This window comes from Serratia sp. AS12, assembly GCF_000214195.1.
Taxonomy (GTDB): Bacteria; Pseudomonadota; Gammaproteobacteria; order Enterobacterales; family Enterobacteriaceae; genus Serratia; species Serratia plymuthica.
On the sequence record NC_015566.1, the window covers coordinates 3,073,630 to 3,088,275 of the forward strand.

The following is a 14,646-nucleotide window of genomic DNA, read 5'->3' on the forward strand; positions in this document are numbered from 1 at the left end:
CGAGGCGACCCTTTTTTTGTGCAATGGCAGTTGGGAATTCCCGTTTATGCCACCCGGCGCGCAAAGTCCCGCGGGCGGAAACCCAAACCGGCCAACACGCCAAAATAGGCGATCACGCCGGCCACCACCACCACCGCCAGTCGCAGCAGGCGCTCCAGCATATTGCCCTGATCCCACGCCGGCATCAGCCACATTACGCCAACCAATACCACTGACATCACGATTACCGCAATCACCAGTTTGGTGAGGAATTTTGCCCAGCCAGGCTGCGGGTGGAAAATCTTCTGTTTACGCAACTGCCAGTACAGCAGCGAAGCGTTAAGGCAAGCTCCCAGCCCAATCGACAGCGAAAGGCCGGCATGTTTTAGCGGGCCGATAAACATCAGATTCATCACCTGCGTCATGACCAACGTGATAATGGCAATTTTCACCGGCGTTTTGATGTCCTGTCGCGAATAGAAGCCCGGCGCCAATACCTTCACCACGATCAATCCCATCAAGCCTATCGAGTACGCCACCAGCGCACGTTGGGTCATGGCCGCGTCGAAAGCGCTGAACTTGCCGTACTGGAACAGCGATACGGTCAGGGGTTTGGCCAATATCCCCAAGGCAATAGCGCTAGGCAGCGCCAGCAGGAAGCACAGACGCAGCCCCCAATCCATCAGGTGCGAATACTCATCGTGATTACCGCTGGAAAAACTCCTGGCCAGCGACGGCAGCAGGATGGTCCCCAAGGCTACGCCCAGCACACCGGAAGGAAACTCCATCAGGCGATCGGCATAGTACATCCAGGATACCGAGCCCGAGACCAGAAACGAGGCGAAAATGGTATTGATAATCAGCGATATTTGGCTTACCGAAACGCCAAAGATCGCCGGCCCCATCTGGCGCATCACACGCCATACGCCGGCATCGCCCAGCTTGAGGCGCGGCAATACCAGCATGCCGATTTTTTTCAGGTGTGGAAGCTGGTAGCCCAGTTGCAGCACGCCACCCACTACCACCGCCCAGGCCAACGCCAGCACCGGCGGGTTGAAATAAGGTGCGGCAAACAGCGCAAAGCCAATCATGCTGACGTTCAACAGCGTCGGCGCAAAGGCCGGGATCGAAAAACGGTTCCAGGTATTGAGGATCGAGCCCACCAGCGAAGCCAGTGAAATCAGCAGAATATAAGGGAAAGTGATGCGCAGCAGCGACGACGTCAGCGCGAACTTGTCCGGCGAATCAACGAAGCCTGGTGCAGTAATGTAGATCACCCAAGGGGCAGCCAGCATCCCCAATACGGTGACCACCGCCAGCACCAGCGTGAGTAAACCGGAAACGTAGGCGATGAAGGTCCGAGTCGCCTCCTCACCCTGCTGAGTTTTATATTCGGCCAGGATCGGCACAAAGGCCTGAGAAAATGCGCCTTCGGCAAAAATACGGCGCAGCAGGTTGGGCAGTTTGAACGCCACGAAGAAGGCATCCGTCGCCATTCCGGCACCAAACACGCGCGCCACTATGGCGTCACGGGCAAAGCCCAGCACCCGTGAAAACATCGTCATAGAGCTCACGGCGGCCAGTGATTTTAGTAGGTTCATGTGGTTGTCTGATGTGTCCCGTAAATGTCGACGCCTGCATCAGCAGGCGTCCGTAAAACTAGCGGATAAGTTTACGCATCCACAGCAGAATAGCTACCGCCATATGTTACATAGAGTTATAAGCGCATTCCGCAATAGCACGTGCGCCCCACGCGGGGGAGTTGCCTTACAAACCGGCATCCTGCAGCAACCGTTCGATCACCCGTTGAGCGGCGATGGCCTGTTCCCCGGCCGTTTCCGGCACGGTCTGGTTGCTGACAGACGCGATAAAGTGCCGAATAGCGCCATCGAAACCGCGCTGTGCCAGCGTGGTCTGCCAACCCGGAGCCGGTTGCTCCAGCACGCCCTGCGGATCTTCCCGCAACCATTGCCGCATATCGTTCACCTGATACACCGCCCCCTCGGCCACCGCCTGCACGCTTTCACGCTGGCTGCCGGCCCGACGATGCATGCTGGTAGTCACCAGCGTTTCGCCACAGGTAAAATGGTGTTCGGCGAACAGCAGTTCACCGGCGTCTGTGGCGCGCAGGTGGCCGCTGAGTAGCTGCCCCGCGCTTCCTCCCAGCCACAGCGCGGTATCGACCACATGCAAATAATCATCCAACAGGGTAAAGCGCAGGCCGTTTTGCCCTACGCTGTCCGCCCGGTGCTTATCCATGCAAATCGACGCCGGCTGCTGCATTTCCTGTTTCAACTGAAGATACAAGGGCGAGAAACGGCGGTTAAAGCCCACCATCAGCGTTTTGCCCTGCTTCTCCGCCAGTGCGATCAACTGTTCGCCCTGCTCCACGGTCTCCGCCAGCGGTTTATCGACATAAACATGCACGCCATGACGCAGCAGCTCGCTTATCACCTGAAAGTGGCTGGCTGTGCTGCTGTGAACAAATACCGCGTCACACTGCTGCGCCAGGCTATCCAGGCTGGAAAAACAGGCCATGCGATAACTGTCGCATATCGGCTGCGCTTTTTGCTGATTAGGGGAAAAACCGCCGACCAGCGTCCAATCTGCTGCCAGAGAGAGGATTGGCAAGTAGGCTTTTTGCGCGATGCCGCCCAGCCCCACGACACCAACGCGTAACTTAGTCATGCTGCCCCCGGGCCAGTAATGCCTGCAGCTGCCGTTTCAATTCTGCGACTTCGCTTTCCAGCACGCTGACGCGCTCACTCAAATCCGCATCATCAATCTGCGCAACCTCCGCCGTCGTCTCATCAATCTCGCCGCTGAACAGATGCATAAAACGGCTTTCTCGCTTGCCCGGCTCCCGCGCCAAACGCACGACGAACGGGCCATCCTCACGAGTGCTTAACTGCTGCAGCACCTGTTCCACTTCAGAGACATCGCTGAATTCATGCATGCGATTGGTACGGGTACGCAGTTCACCGGGGGTTTGCGCCCCGCGCAGCAATAACGTGGCTATCACCGCAAGTTCGGCGGCAGACAGTTTCAGTTGGCCGAACTCAGAATTGCAAAAACGGTGTTCATACTTGACCACCCGGTTACCGAAACCGCTCAACGTACGCAGAAAATGTTTTTTTAACAGCAGGTCGAGAACTTGCTGCACTTCGCTTTCCGTCAGATCCATCACCGGGTCGCGGTTGGTTTTCTGGTTGCACGCCAGGGCGATGCCGTTCAGGGAAAGAGGATACTGATCTGGAGTGGTGACCTGTTTTTCCAGCAGGCATCCAATCACTCTGGCTTCTTTAGCGCTTAATTCGTATTTCATTATTTGATTTGGCCTCAGCGTGGCGGTAGCCATTCTTTATTGGTGAATGCCGTCAGGACGTGATCCTGCCACTGCCCGTCGATGAGCAGATAATCCTTGGCATAACCTTCACGTTCAAATCCCAGACGAGTGAGCAACGCGCCGCTGCGTTGATTGTGCGGCATATAGTTGGCCATAATGCGGTGCATGCGCTGCTGACGCAGCATGTAGCGGATCGCCGACTGCAGCGCTTCATACATCAGGCCCTGCCCCTGCCATTTTTCAGCCAACGAATAGCCAAGGAAACAGGCATAAAACGAACCGCGCAGCACGTTGCTGAAGTTGGCCACGCCCCGCACTTCATTTTCTTCCGGATCGAGCAGGATAAAATAGTACGCGCTGCCCTGCTTTTGCATTTCAGTGATCATCCCCAGCCGCGCCTGCCAGCCGGAAGGATAACAATGGCTTTCATCCCGCACCGGCTCCCAGGGTTTCAGGAAAGCCCGGTTCTCGGCATAGTATTCCGCCAGACGATAGGCATCGCGTTCATGAACTAAACGCACGACCTGTCGGTCGGTGATGAGACGTACTTTTGGTGATGCAGAGCGGTAGCCAAACATCATTTCCCCCGCGGTCAGAACGGTTCGATAAGAAGTATTTATTGGGGCGCGTCCGGATAATAATCCCGTAACGATCATATCCTGAGCCATTATTTTTCAACGACCGGCGCAGAACCGCACTTACCCTCATTTAATATAACCGTAGCCTGCCCCGGAGGTAAAATCCCGACAGCTCAGTAAATAAGCGATTAGCCATTTTACGGCTATTTTCGTGCGGTTTTGCCGCGCAGGTAACGTATTGACGATAAAAAAATATTATCTACCCGGCCCCTATCGGTAGCCGGAGATTGGGTACAAACTAGACGGGTTGCACTCCTCTCCCTCTTAATTGCTCGTGGTGAAGCATGTCTCTGGTATCGCAAGCTCGGAGCTTGGGTAAATATTTCTTGTTACTCGATAATCTGTTAGTGGTTTTGGGTTTTTTTGTGGTCTTCCCGCTTATTTCGATCCGCTTTGTCGATCAACTCGGTTGGGCTGCGGTAGTGGTGGGCGTCGCTCTGGGCTTACGGCAGTTGATTCAGCAAGGATTGGGGATCTTCGGCGGCGCAATCGCCGACCGGTTCGGCGCCAAACCGATGATCGTGACCGGCATGCTGATGCGCGCGGCAGGCTTCGCCACCATGGCGATGGCCGATGAACCCTGGCTGCTGTGGTTCTCTTGCGCCCTTTCCGCACTCGGCGGCACCCTGTTTGATCCACCGCGCACCGCACTGGTGATTAAGCTCACCCGCCCGCATGAGCGCGGCCGTTTTTATTCTCTGCTGATGATGCAAGACAGCGCCGGTGCGGTGATTGGCGCCCTGATCGGCAGTTGGCTGCTGCAATATGACTTCCACTTTGTCTGCTGGGTTGGCGCGGCCATTTTCGTGCTGGCGGCAGGTTGGAACGCCTGGTTGCTGCCGGCTTACCGTATTTCCACCGTTCGCGCCCCGATGAAAGAAGGCATGATGCGCGTGCTGCGCGACCGCCGTTTCCTGACTTATGTGCTGACGCTGACCGGTTACTACATGCTGTCGGTTCAGGTCATGCTGATGCTGCCTATCGTGGTCAATGAAATCGCCGGCTCGCCGGCAGCGGTAAAATGGATGTACGCCATTGAGGCCGCGCTGTCGCTGTCATTGCTCTACCCGCTGGCGCGCTGGAGCGAAAAACGTTTTCGCCTGGAACAACGGCTGATGGCGGGCTTGCTGCTGATGACCCTCAGCCTGTTACCCGTCGGCCTGGCGACCAGTCTGCAGGGCGTCTTCACTCTGATCTGCTGTTTCTACCTGGGGTCCATCATCGCCGAACCTGCGCGGGAAACCCTCAGCGCCTCGCTGGCGGATCCGCGCGCGCGCGGCAGCTACATGGGATTCAGCCGCCTCGGGCTGGCTCTGGGCGGTGCGCTCGGTTACACCGGCGGCGGTTGGATGTACGACACAGGCAAGACAATGAACATGCCCGAACTGCCGTGGATATTGCTCGGGGTCGTAGGCTTTATTACGCTGTTCGCTCTGTACTGGCAGTTCAATCCGCGCAGTGCCGCGCCGGCGATCGTGCGCGGCGGCTGAGTTTTTTCTCTAAGTTGCCAGAAAATCAGCTAAATTACCCACAGCTGCTATCCTGATAGTAAAAATATAAACGGGAGAAGTTGGCGATGAGTGACGAAGATAAATTACCGCAACTGTTGGAACACATGGTACTGAACCTGCGCATGATCTACGCGCGCTCAACCCTGGTAGAAAAAGCCCTGGCCCACATCATTGCGGAAAATGCGACGCTGAAGAGTGACATCATCAAACAGTTGCAAATAGTCAACGCAGCCAACGACCGCGATAAAATCGATTTGGAAGAGGCGCGTACGCACCTGATAGACGTCATCAATTCCGTGCCCACAAAAAAATAATCGCTGCCCCGGCCCGCGTGTAATGCGCGGGCCACGCCACAATAACGCACCTTCCAACACAACTCTTCGCGACAGCCTCAGTATGCTGTGATAACTATTGCTGTTCAAACCTAAAACCGGAGCAAGCATGAAACTGTTTATCTACGATCATTGCCCATTCTGCGTTAAAGCCCGCATGATTTTCGGCCTGAAAAACCTGCCCGTCCGCCTCGTCACCTTGCTGAGCGATGATGAAGCCACGCCCATCAGCATGATTGGCAAGAAAATGGCGCCCATTCTGCAAAAAGATGATGGCAGCTATCTGCCGGAAAGCATGGATATCGTACGCTATGTCGATAATCTCGACGGCCGGCCGCTGCTGACCGGCAAGACCAACCCGGCGATCGCCGACTGGTTGCAACGGGTCGGCGGTTACTCCGCAAAATTACTGTTGCCACGCATTGCCAATGCCGATTTCGAAGAGTTCGCCACTGACAGCGCGCGCCAATACTTTGCCCACAAAAAGCAGGCTTCGATAGGTGATTTCTCCGAACACCTGGCCAACAGCGCCGATCTCATTGCTGAGCTGGAAGCCGATCTCCAGGCGCTTTCCAGCCTGATCATCACCCCTGATGCGGTGAATGGCACGCTGTCGGAAGATGATATTCAGCTGTTTCCACTGCTGCGTTCTCTGTCGATTGTCGCCGGGGTCACGCTGCCGGAAAACGTGGAGGCCTACCGCAACCGTATGGCGCAACTCAGTGATATTCCACTGCTGCTCGATATGGAACAGTGAACCCTTTCGCAATAAGGATATAGCGCGCCTATGCTAAAAATGGTATTGGTCACCGCCCGCGACCGGGCGCGGCTGAAAGAGATTTCCTCGGTGTTAATCCGCTACGGACTGCAGGATATCATTCGTCTGCTGGGCCTGGGCTCCCTGTTGAGCGGGGCCGAAAGTGGCGTTGCTCAACAAGACAATCAAACCCTGCCGGAACGTTTGCGCACCGCGCTGGAAGCTCTGGGCCCGACCTTTGTCAAATTCGGGCAAATTCTGGCTACCCGTTCGGACCTGCTTGACTCAAGTTGGACCGACGAACTTGATCGCTTGCACAGTCAGGCGTCTACCCTGCCATGGAGCGAGCTGGCAGCGCAAATCACGGCCGATCTGGGCAGCGATCCGCACAGCTTGTTTGCCGAGTTTGACAGCACGCCGCTGGCTGCCGCTTCGATGGCGCAAATTTACCGCGCACGCCTGCATAGCGGTGAAGCGGTGGTAATCAAGGTGCTGCGACCAAACCTTGCGAAAACCATTCACGCCGATTTGCGCCTGCTGACTTATCTGGCGGAAACCGTAGAACAGCAAAGCCCCGCGCTGGCCCGTTACCGCCCGCGCCAGATGGTGCGAGCGCTGGCGACCGCGCTCAATCACGAGCTGGATCTGACCCACGAAGGCAATAACTGCGAACGCATTGCCGAATGCTTTACCCAACACCCTGAGGTAGCAATTCCAAAAATTTACTGGCAATGGTCGTCAAAACGCTTGCTGGTCCAGGAATTCTTGCCCGGCACCGCGCCGGAGAACCCGCAACAGTTGGCAACTGCCGGTTTTGACGGCCCGTTGCTGGCCCAGCGCGGCGCACAAGCCTTTATGAAAATGGTGCTGGAGCATCGCCTTTACCACGCCGATCCTCACCCCGGCAACGTCATGGCGCTAGCGGGTAATCGCGTCGGCTTTATCGATTTCGGCATGGTGGGGCAACTTTCCGAACGGCGTCGCAACCAACTGTTACTTCTGTTGCAAGCCATCGCTGAACGCGAATCCGGCGGTATCGTCAATACCCTGATTGCCTGGTCGGACAGCGATCCGCTTGATCTGTTGGATCTGGAGTTGGCGGCGCAGAACTTCCTCGATAAGCAAACTTCTTCCACCCTGACGTTAGGCAAGGCGCTGACCGATCTGCTGGTGATGGCACGTGAGCATCAGTTAGCGATGCCGCCGGACCTGGTGCTGCTGTTCAAGGCGCTGATCACCGCTGACGGCGTACTGCACCGGCTCGATCCCAACTTTGATATTATCGCCACGTTGAAACCCCTGCTTCAGCAGGTGATGTTGCAGCGTTACTCCCCTGACGCGGTACAGCGACGCATGCTGGCGTTGGGTGCAGAAGCGCTGGATGCCGGTGAAGAGATCCCGCAAACCCTGCGGCTGCTGATGCGCCGTTTGAAGCGCGGGCAAATCGGTGCCGACATCAACATCAAGAACATCGATCAATTGAGCAAGGCGCTGGAGCGAGCTGCTGTCACGTTGGCCATCGCCATTGTCACCGCAGCTTTCGCGCTAGGGCTGGCACCTTATCTGATGCACGCTTCGCCACGGCTTTGGGGCATTCCGCTGTTTCCCGCGTTGGGTGGGCTTGCCTGCCTGGGCGGTGTGCTGTTGCTGGCGCTGCGTCTGCGGCGCTGAGCAGTTTCAGCGTTATCCGATAGGTGATACCCTCTTTCACGCGCACTATCATTCTGCTTGCCACCGTCAGCGATTTCCCTCGCAGGCGGTAGCCGTTTATAATGACAAATCAATTATCTGCAGCATGTTGTTGGCAGTAGCTACGAGGCACAAATGAAGAAGATTCTGATGGGCGCAGCCGCCCTGCTGTTCGCCGGCGTATTGGCCGGTTGTAATCAACTCACCCAATACACGCTCAGCGAGCAGGAAGTGAACGATTACCTGCAAAAGCACAACGATTATCAGAAGCAAATCGGCGTACCGGGGCTGTTGGATGCCAATATTGTGCTAACCCAGTTAAAAAGCCAGATTGGCCGCAGTGAGCCGGGTAAGGTCACCCTTTCCGGCGATGCCAAGGTGAATATCAGCTCAATCCTCGGCCCGCAGACCGCGGACCTGAAACTGACGCTAAAGGCGCAGCCGGTCTATGACCGTGAACAAGGTGCGGTATTCCTGAAGGACATGGAGCTGACCGACTATAGCGTGCAGCCGGAAAAAATGCAGACGGTGATGAAGGCGCTGACCCCTTACCTGAATCAGTCGCTGAAATCCTACTTCGATCAAAAACCGGCCTACGTGCTGAACCCGGATAACAGCAAGACCGAAGCGCTGGCGAAGAAGCTGGCAAAAGGGTTGGAAGTGAAACCCGGTGAACTGGTTATTCCGTTCACTGACTAAGGCAAACCGCTAAAACTAAAAAACCCGCTGATAAGGCGGGTTTATTCGTTTTCAGGCAGGCGATAGCCTGAAAGCAGTGGCGTTACTGCGGTTCGCTGTAGGTGATTTCACCCGTATTGCAGTTAAGGGTAACGTTATAGGTTTTATCCTGTTTGGTGCCCCTTACCGTCAACGGCACCTGCCAGACTGCGTCCTTGCCGGTGATGGCTTCCGGGCTGATCCAGGCTATCGGGGTGGCTGTGCCCAGCAACTTTTTATCCGATGCCCAGCGCGTGATGCGGTTCTGCAGATAATCGCGTTTTACCTGAGCGGCGACGTCTGTCGGTTGCAGGCCGATGCATTGCGCCACTTTGGCCGTGCGTTGCTCTTGTGCCTGTACCGCCGTCGTCAAACCTGCCATGGCCAACAGCGTTACGGCCAAACTCAGTCCCGTTCTTTTCATATGCCCTCCAGTTGTGATTGACACTATCCATGGGTATTTGCCCCCTGGCTCACAACAGGTCTGGCAAAGGATCAGCGTTTTACAAAGCTGATGACAAACAGCTCATCCAGCCCCGGATAGATTTCCTTGATCACCTGCTTCAGCTCGCTGAGCGACATATTTTCTTGTTTGGCATGCTGTTCGGTTAGCGCATCCAGGTGAACCGGTGTGACTGACAGCACTTCAATAAAACAGAAGAATACGTCGTCTTCATTACGGCTAACGCGCAATACCTCACCGGGCTGAAAGTGGGATTCACTGGCATCCCGGAGAGTAATGGTCTTGAGCCCGGCCAGAATGTCTTGCTCAAAGCGACTGAAGAAAGTTATTCCACGCGTCATTCTAGATCCTTTTTCATCACATTGCCGCAACATAAGTCATTATGCTGCCTGCTTTTCTGACGCAGATCCCTCTTTTGAGGTAGCGACGGATTTTTCCGTTTTCACTTTGGTCGGTTTCTTCGGTGCTTCCGCCGGCGCGGCGCCACGCAGAATCTGCCCCAGCACCTCTTTATGCTCCGCCAGGAAGAAGCTCAGCCCTTCACGCTGCTCGTCGTCCAGGTTCAGAGGCGCCTGCTGCAGCCATTCACCGAGACTGTCCGCCAGGTCCAGCATTTTGTCGTATGCATCGGCTTCTTTCTTGGTTGCGAAAGTCATCTTTTCCTCACCGTTTCTCACCACCACATATTTTACTTCGACCGCCATGTGTGCATTCCTCAAAGGTTAGAATACTGTATTTATATACAGTATACGGTGATTTTACGCAGGGATGCAAGCACACCCCTGACGCGGATTATTTCAACAACCGCACCTTGCAGTTCTTGCCTTTGATTTTGCCCTGCTGAAGCTGTTGCAGCGCCTTGCGAGCACTGGCCTTGCGGATCGCCACATAGGCGTGTACCGGGAACATGTCGATTTTGCCCACTTCAGCGGCCGTCAACCCGGCGTCGCCGGTCAAAGCGCCGAGAATGTCGCCAGGGCGAATTTTGGCTTTGCGCCCGCCGTCGATGCACAGGGTGACCATTTCGGCCTCCAGCGTGGTATTGGAAGCACCGCTCAGTTCAGACACCGGCGCCCAGTTGACCGCCTTGCGCTGGTACTCCTCGACCGCATGCGCACGCTCCATCTCCTGCGGCGTACACAGACTGATCGCCAGGCCGTTCAGGCCCGCGCGGCCAGTACGGCCAATACGGTGTACGTGTACTTCCGGATCAAACGCCAGCTCATAGTTGACTACCAGCTCCAGCTCTTTGATATCCAGCCCGCGAGCGGCAACGTCGGTCGCTACCAGCACCCGGCAACTGCGGTTGGCAAAACGCACCAGCACCTGATCGCGATCGCGCTGTTCCAGATCGCCGTGCAGCGCCGATACGCTGATACCACGGGCTTCCAGCGCTTCATATACGCTCTGACAATCGCGTTTGGTGTTGCAGAACACCACGCAGGAAGAAGGTTGGTAATGGCGGATGGCGGATACCAGCACCGCCGGGCGCTGATCGCGGGTGGTTTCGTAGAAGCGTTGTTCAATGGAGGTCTGATCATCGCCATCGTCCACTTCCACATTCAAGGGTTCACGTTGCACGCGGGCGCTGATGCGCTCGATGCCGCTCGGGTAGGTCGCGGAGAACAACAGAGTCTGGCGCTGCGGCGGGGTGTAACTGATCACATCGTCGATATCATCGGCAAAGCCCATGTCCAGCATGCGATCGGCTTCGTCCAGCACCAGCACTTTCAGTTCATCCAGCACCAGCGTTTTCTTGCGCAGATGCTCTTGAAGACGCCCCGGTGTGCCCACCACGATATGCGGCGCATGCACCAGCGAATCGAGCTGTGGCCCCATCGGTTGGCCGCCGCACAGGGTCAGAATTTTGATGTTCTGGGTAAAGCGCGCCAGCCGACGCAGCTCTTTGCTTACCTGGTCAGCCAACTCGCGTGTCGGGCACAAGATCAACGCCTGTGCCGCCACCTGGGAAACATTGATTTTATCCAGCAGGCCGATACCGAACGCAGCCGTTTTACCGCTGCCGGTTTTTGCTTTGGCTCGTACGTCCTGCCCTTTCAGGATGGCGGGCAACGCGGCGGCCTGCACCGGCGTCATTTCGGCATACCCCAGTTCGTTGAGGTTGGCCAACTGTTCGGCTGGCAGCGGCAGGGAAGAAAAAGATACTGTGCTCACGGCGATAACTCTTATATGACAAATGGAATGGCGGCGCGCCCACGGGCTGGCGCCGAATCAACCGCAGATGATAACAGAGATAGTAGGAATTACGGATTTCACGCATAAAAAAAGCCACCGGATGCATTTTTTTGGCAATAACATCGCCGGCCCCATCCCCCGCCTGCACGCGCAAACGTTTTCGTATATACTGCACACCCGTTATCAGACCGCCTTAAATCCACAGATCCAGGTACGAGACTATGTTAACTATTGGAACCGCCCTGCGCCCGTCCGCCACTCGCGTTATGCTGCTCGGCTCCGGCGAGCTGGGTAAAGAAGTTGCCATCGAATGCCAGCGTTTAGGACTGGAAGTGATTGCCGTAGACCGCTATGCGGACGCACCTGCCATGCACGTGTCGCACCGCAGCCACGTCATCAACATGCTGGACGGCAACGCGCTGAAAGCCCTGATTGAACAGGAACGTCCCGATTACATCGTACCGGAGATCGAAGCCATCGCCACCAGCATGCTGGTTGAGTTGGAGCAACAAGGGCACCGTGTAGTGCCCTGTGCCGAAGCAACGCGCCTGACCATGAACCGCGAAGGCATTCGCCGCCTGGCCGCAGAAACCCTGGGCCTGCCAACCTCCAGTTACCGCTTCGCCGACGGTGAAGAAGCCTTCCGGCAGGCCGTCGCCGAAATTGGCTATCCGTGCATCATCAAACCGGTCATGAGTTCCTCCGGCAAAGGCCAGAGCCTGATCCGCAGCCCGGAACAGCTGAAAACCGCCTGGGATTACGCCCAACAGGGCGGCCGCGCCGGCGGCGGCCGAGTGATTGTCGAAGGTCTGGTGAAATTTGATTTTGAAATTACCCTGCTGACCATCAGCGCGATCGACGGTGTCCATTTCTGTGCGCCAATAGGCCACCGTCAAGAGGACGGTGATTACCGTGAGTCGTGGCAACCGCAACGGATGAGCGAACTGGCGCTGAACCGCGCGCAGGAGATCGCGCAAAACGTGGTGCAGGCATTGGGTGGGTTTGGCCTGTTCGGCGTTGAATTGTTCGTCTGCGGCGATGAGGTGATCTTCAGCGAGGTGTCACCGCGCCCGCACGATACCGGCATGGTGACGCTGATCTCGCAGGATCTGTCCGAATTCGCCCTGCACGTTCGCGCCTTCCTTGGTCTGCCCATTGGCGCTATTCGCCAGTTCGGGCCTTCGGCCTCGGCGGTGATCCTGCCACAAATGACCAGCAGCGATCTGCGCTTCAGCGGTTTGGATCGCGCATTGAGCGGCCACAATCAGTTGCGCCTGTTCGGCAAACCGGAAATTAACGGGCAACGCCGGATGGGCGTGGCGCTGGCAACGGCGGAAAATGTGGAAGAGGCGGTGGCGTTAGCCAAGCAGGCTGCCGCTGCGGTAGTGATTGAGGGATAACACGTTGGGGCCGGCTTGCCGGCCCCTGCAACATCAATAGTTTTCGTCTTCTTCCGAATCGTCGTCAGCCTGTTCGTCCGGCCTTTCCTGATAGTCTTCGTCGTCTTCGTCTTCATCATCAAACAGAACGGTAACCTGGTCGCCCTGGTGTTTTTCGCGGATTTCCTGCGCGACGCGCGCGATGGCTTCACCACTGCTCATGCCTTGTTCCATCAACAGATGGATACGGTCCGCAGCGTCCTGCTGCTCTTGGTGACTCAATGACGGCATACCTGCAAGCATGTGTTTCTCTCCGGCAAAATGGAGAGGGATTATACGCCTTAAACCGGCGGATCCCAACGCCTGTTATTCTGCGGCGGGCTGCGAGCAATGATCGCAGCCCCGCCACTGCTTCAGGCGATGCAACCACAACGTAACGTGCCAGAGCTGCTTGAGGCCGCGCGCGTTAGCCGCCATCGTTCGATCAATGCCACGCTGATAAAACTCACCGGTGATTTGACACTGCGCCACCAGCTCGGGCTCCCGCCGAATACTGTGGCAAATACCCAACGCCTCGCGGGCGATCTGCCAGTGGAAAGCCGGTCGAATAACCATTTTTCCGGCATAGCGTTGGTTAAGCACCACCAGCATTTCCACTATTTTCATATAGTGTCGCTGGTACTCCACGTTCGCCTTGCCGGTGCGGCGGCGATTGCTGATGGATTGATCGTGCACCCGTTGCCGGTACAACGCTTTGCTGAGGTACTTGACCCGCTGCGCATTAAACATCACCTCGGTCGTCCACGGAATATCCTGGTGATGTAAACCCGGTTCGAAATACAACTGATGCTGCTTAATAAAATCAAGACGATACACCGCCAACCAAACCACATGAATAAACTTTCTTGTTTTCAACGCCCGCTCTAGCCATTGTGCTCCGCTAATAACGCCGGTGTCGCCCAGTCGCTTTTGCGGAATAATCGCTTGCAGTTCATTTTCTCGGGAAAAATAACGCTGACCGTTACACTGCATGACATCTAATTGTTCTTGCTCGGCCAAAGCCACTAACGTTGAATACATCTCAGGCGCCAATAAATCATCCGCATCCGGAAACGCCACATATTTTCCCTGCGCAATGGCCAGGCCCGCATTGCGCGCGCAGGAAACGCCGGAATTAGGCTGATCGATCACGGTAATATGCGGGTATTGCCGCGCATAGCGGTGGGCGATAGCGCCAGAGCCATCGGTGGAGCCGTCATTAACGATGATCACCTCCAGCCGCCGCTCATCCTGAGCCAATAGTGACGCCATAAAAGGCTCAAACAGTGCTCCCGCGTTATGCAACGGGACAATGACACTCAACATTAAGGGCATAGGCAGCTCTTCGCAAAAAGTAACGAATAAATATTTCTATTTTCTAAAAAACGGTGCACAGTTAAATGGGTCGACTCGGGATTAAATAATCAAAACAGACCCTCGAGTGCGTTTTTAACGACATTTCTTTAATCTGTATCCCCAGCAGATAACAGGTAAAGGGGAACGCTGCGACGGTGCGAAACATCAAAATCTCGTTTGTAACGTTGTTGGCAATAAAGCATATCGTCCCCACCATTTTTGATGACGCTCAGAAATAATAACA

General features: G+C 55.9%; 16 protein-coding genes. 6 read left to right on the forward strand and 10 right to left on the reverse strand.

Going from position 1 to position 14,646, the window contains the following annotated elements:
• Nucleotides 1–44: 44 nt before the first annotated feature.
• The 4 genes from murJ to rimJ form a co-directional block, all read right to left on the reverse strand.
• Nucleotides 45–1,580, reverse strand: coding sequence for a murein biosynthesis integral membrane protein MurJ (gene murJ / locus SERAS12_RS14415; RefSeq protein WP_013813343.1), 1,536 nt, complete (start codon nucleotides 1,578–1,580; stop codon nucleotides 45–47).
• Between the two features lie 166 nt (nucleotides 1,581–1,746).
• Nucleotides 1,747–2,667: a Gfo/Idh/MocA family protein gene (locus tag SERAS12_RS14420; RefSeq protein WP_013813344.1), complete on the reverse strand. Its 921-nt coding sequence runs from the start codon at nucleotides 2,665–2,667 to the stop codon at nucleotides 1,747–1,749.
• Nucleotides 2,660–3,304 (reverse strand): YceH family protein, encoded by a 645-nt coding sequence (locus SERAS12_RS14425; protein WP_013813345.1) that lies wholly within the window; start codon nucleotides 3,302–3,304, stop codon nucleotides 2,660–2,662. Before SERAS12_RS14425 ends, SERAS12_RS14420 begins: the two co-directional genes overlap by 8 nt.
• Nucleotides 3,305–3,318: 14 nt before the next feature.
• The gene (gene rimJ, locus SERAS12_RS14430; protein ID WP_013813346.1) at nucleotides 3,319–3,903 is read right to left on the reverse strand and encodes a ribosomal protein S5-alanine N-acetyltransferase; all 585 of its coding nucleotides are present in this window, start codon (nucleotides 3,901–3,903) and stop codon (nucleotides 3,319–3,321) included.
• Nucleotides 3,904–4,247: 344 nt separating this feature from the next.
• On the opposite strand from rimJ, the gene mdtH reads away from it, so the two are divergent.
• From mdtH to SERAS12_RS14455, 5 genes are all read left to right on the forward strand, one after another.
• A complete protein-coding gene (gene mdtH / locus SERAS12_RS14435) occupies nucleotides 4,248–5,453 on the forward strand; it encodes a multidrug efflux MFS transporter MdtH (protein WP_013813347.1) in 1,206 nt (401 codons plus the stop codon).
• 86 nt (nucleotides 5,454–5,539) lie between these two features.
• On the forward strand, nucleotides 5,540–5,788 hold the full coding sequence (locus SERAS12_RS14440) for a hypothetical protein (RefSeq protein WP_013813348.1): 249 nt from the start codon (nucleotides 5,540–5,542) through the stop codon (nucleotides 5,786–5,788).
• Nucleotides 5,789–5,915: 127 nt separating this feature from the next.
• Nucleotides 5,916–6,563 carry a glutaredoxin 2 gene (grxB, locus tag SERAS12_RS14445; RefSeq protein WP_013813349.1) on the forward strand — a complete coding sequence of 216 codons (648 nt, stop codon included), beginning with the start codon at nucleotides 5,916–5,918 and terminating at the stop codon, nucleotides 6,561–6,563.
• Between the two features lie 30 nt (nucleotides 6,564–6,593).
• A complete protein-coding gene (locus SERAS12_RS14450) occupies nucleotides 6,594–8,234 on the forward strand; it encodes an AarF/ABC1/UbiB kinase family protein (RefSeq protein WP_013813350.1) in 1,641 nt (546 codons plus the stop codon).
• A gap of 153 nt (nucleotides 8,235–8,387) precedes the next feature.
• Complete coding sequence (locus SERAS12_RS14455) at nucleotides 8,388–8,951, forward strand: lipoprotein (RefSeq protein WP_004945593.1); 564 nt, start codon at nucleotides 8,388–8,390, stop codon at nucleotides 8,949–8,951.
• Nucleotides 8,952–9,033: 82 nt separating this feature from the next.
• Here SERAS12_RS14455 and yebF read toward each other — a convergent pair whose 3' ends face one another.
• The 4 genes from yebF to dbpA all read right to left on the reverse strand — a co-directional run bounded on the left by yebF (nucleotide 9,034) and on the right by dbpA (nucleotide 11,607).
• On the reverse strand, nucleotides 9,034–9,393 hold the full coding sequence (gene yebF / locus SERAS12_RS14460; protein WP_013813351.1) for a protein YebF: 360 nt from the start codon (nucleotides 9,391–9,393) through the stop codon (nucleotides 9,034–9,036).
• A 71-nt stretch (nucleotides 9,394–9,464) separates the two neighbouring features.
• Nucleotides 9,465–9,773 (reverse strand): N(4)-acetylcytidine aminohydrolase, encoded by a 309-nt coding sequence (gene yqfB, locus SERAS12_RS14465; protein WP_013813352.1) that lies wholly within the window; start codon nucleotides 9,771–9,773, stop codon nucleotides 9,465–9,467.
• 39 nt (nucleotides 9,774–9,812) lie between these two features.
• Nucleotides 9,813–10,136, reverse strand: coding sequence for a YebG family protein (locus SERAS12_RS14470; protein WP_013813353.1), 324 nt, complete (start codon nucleotides 10,134–10,136; stop codon nucleotides 9,813–9,815).
• An 88-nt stretch (nucleotides 10,137–10,224) separates the two neighbouring features.
• Nucleotides 10,225–11,607, reverse strand: coding sequence for an ATP-dependent RNA helicase DbpA (dbpA, locus tag SERAS12_RS14475; RefSeq protein WP_013813354.1), 1,383 nt, complete (start codon nucleotides 11,605–11,607; stop codon nucleotides 10,225–10,227).
• Between the two features lie 242 nt (nucleotides 11,608–11,849).
• Here dbpA and purT point away from each other — a divergent pair, with 242 nt between their 5' ends.
• Entirely contained in the window at nucleotides 11,850–13,028 is a 1,179-nt protein-coding gene (gene purT / locus SERAS12_RS14480) for a formate-dependent phosphoribosylglycinamide formyltransferase (RefSeq protein WP_013813355.1), read from the forward strand.
• A gap of 33 nt (nucleotides 13,029–13,061) precedes the next feature.
• Here purT and SERAS12_RS14485 read toward each other — a convergent pair whose 3' ends face one another.
• Entirely contained in the window at nucleotides 13,062–13,310 is a 249-nt protein-coding gene (locus SERAS12_RS14485; RefSeq protein ID WP_013813356.1) for a YoaH family protein, read from the reverse strand.
• Nucleotides 13,311–13,373: 63 nt separating this feature from the next.
• Complete coding sequence (locus tag SERAS12_RS14490; RefSeq protein ID WP_013813357.1) at nucleotides 13,374–14,381, reverse strand: glycosyltransferase; 1,008 nt, start codon at nucleotides 14,379–14,381, stop codon at nucleotides 13,374–13,376.
• Nucleotides 14,382–14,646 lie beyond the last annotated feature (265 nt).

Bases quoted from the DNA above. Each gene is read 5' to 3' on its own strand.
- grxB (WP_013813349.1), top strand. From the start codon at position 5,916: ATGAAACTGTTTATCTACGATCATTGCCCATTCTGCGTTAAAGCCCGC.
- SERAS12_RS14450 (WP_013813350.1), top strand. From the start codon at position 6,594: ATGCTAAAAATGGTATTGGTCACCGCCCGCGACCGGGCGCGGCTGAAA.
- SERAS12_RS14425 (WP_013813345.1), bottom strand. From the start codon at position 3,304: ATGAAATACGAATTAAGCGCTAAAGAAGCCAGAGTGATTGGATGCCTG.
- SERAS12_RS14440 (WP_013813348.1), top strand. From the start codon at position 5,540: ATGAGTGACGAAGATAAATTACCGCAACTGTTGGAACACATGGTACTG.
- purT (WP_013813355.1), top strand. From the start codon at position 11,850: ATGTTAACTATTGGAACCGCCCTGCGCCCGTCCGCCACTCGCGTTATG.
- yebF (WP_013813351.1), bottom strand. From the start codon at position 9,393: ATGAAAAGAACGGGACTGAGTTTGGCCGTAACGCTGTTGGCCATGGCA.
- SERAS12_RS14485 (WP_013813356.1), bottom strand. From the start codon at position 13,310: ATGCTTGCAGGTATGCCGTCATTGAGTCACCAAGAGCAGCAGGACGCT.
- SERAS12_RS14420 (WP_013813344.1), bottom strand. From the start codon at position 2,667: ATGACTAAGTTACGCGTTGGTGTCGTGGGGCTGGGCGGCATCGCGCAA.
- rimJ (WP_013813346.1), bottom strand. From the start codon at position 3,903: ATGTTTGGCTACCGCTCTGCATCACCAAAAGTACGTCTCATCACCGAC.
- murJ (WP_013813343.1), bottom strand. From the start codon at position 1,580: ATGAACCTACTAAAATCACTGGCCGCCGTGAGCTCTATGACGATGTTT.
- mdtH (WP_013813347.1), top strand. From the start codon at position 4,248: ATGTCTCTGGTATCGCAAGCTCGGAGCTTGGGTAAATATTTCTTGTTA.
- yqfB (WP_013813352.1), bottom strand. From the start codon at position 9,773: ATGACGCGTGGAATAACTTTCTTCAGTCGCTTTGAGCAAGACATTCTG.
- SERAS12_RS14490 (WP_013813357.1), bottom strand. From the start codon at position 14,381: ATGCCCTTAATGTTGAGTGTCATTGTCCCGTTGCATAACGCGGGAGCA.
- SERAS12_RS14470 (WP_013813353.1), bottom strand. From the start codon at position 10,136: ATGGCGGTCGAAGTAAAATATGTGGTGGTGAGAAACGGTGAGGAAAAG.
- SERAS12_RS14455 (WP_004945593.1), top strand. From the start codon at position 8,388: ATGAAGAAGATTCTGATGGGCGCAGCCGCCCTGCTGTTCGCCGGCGTA.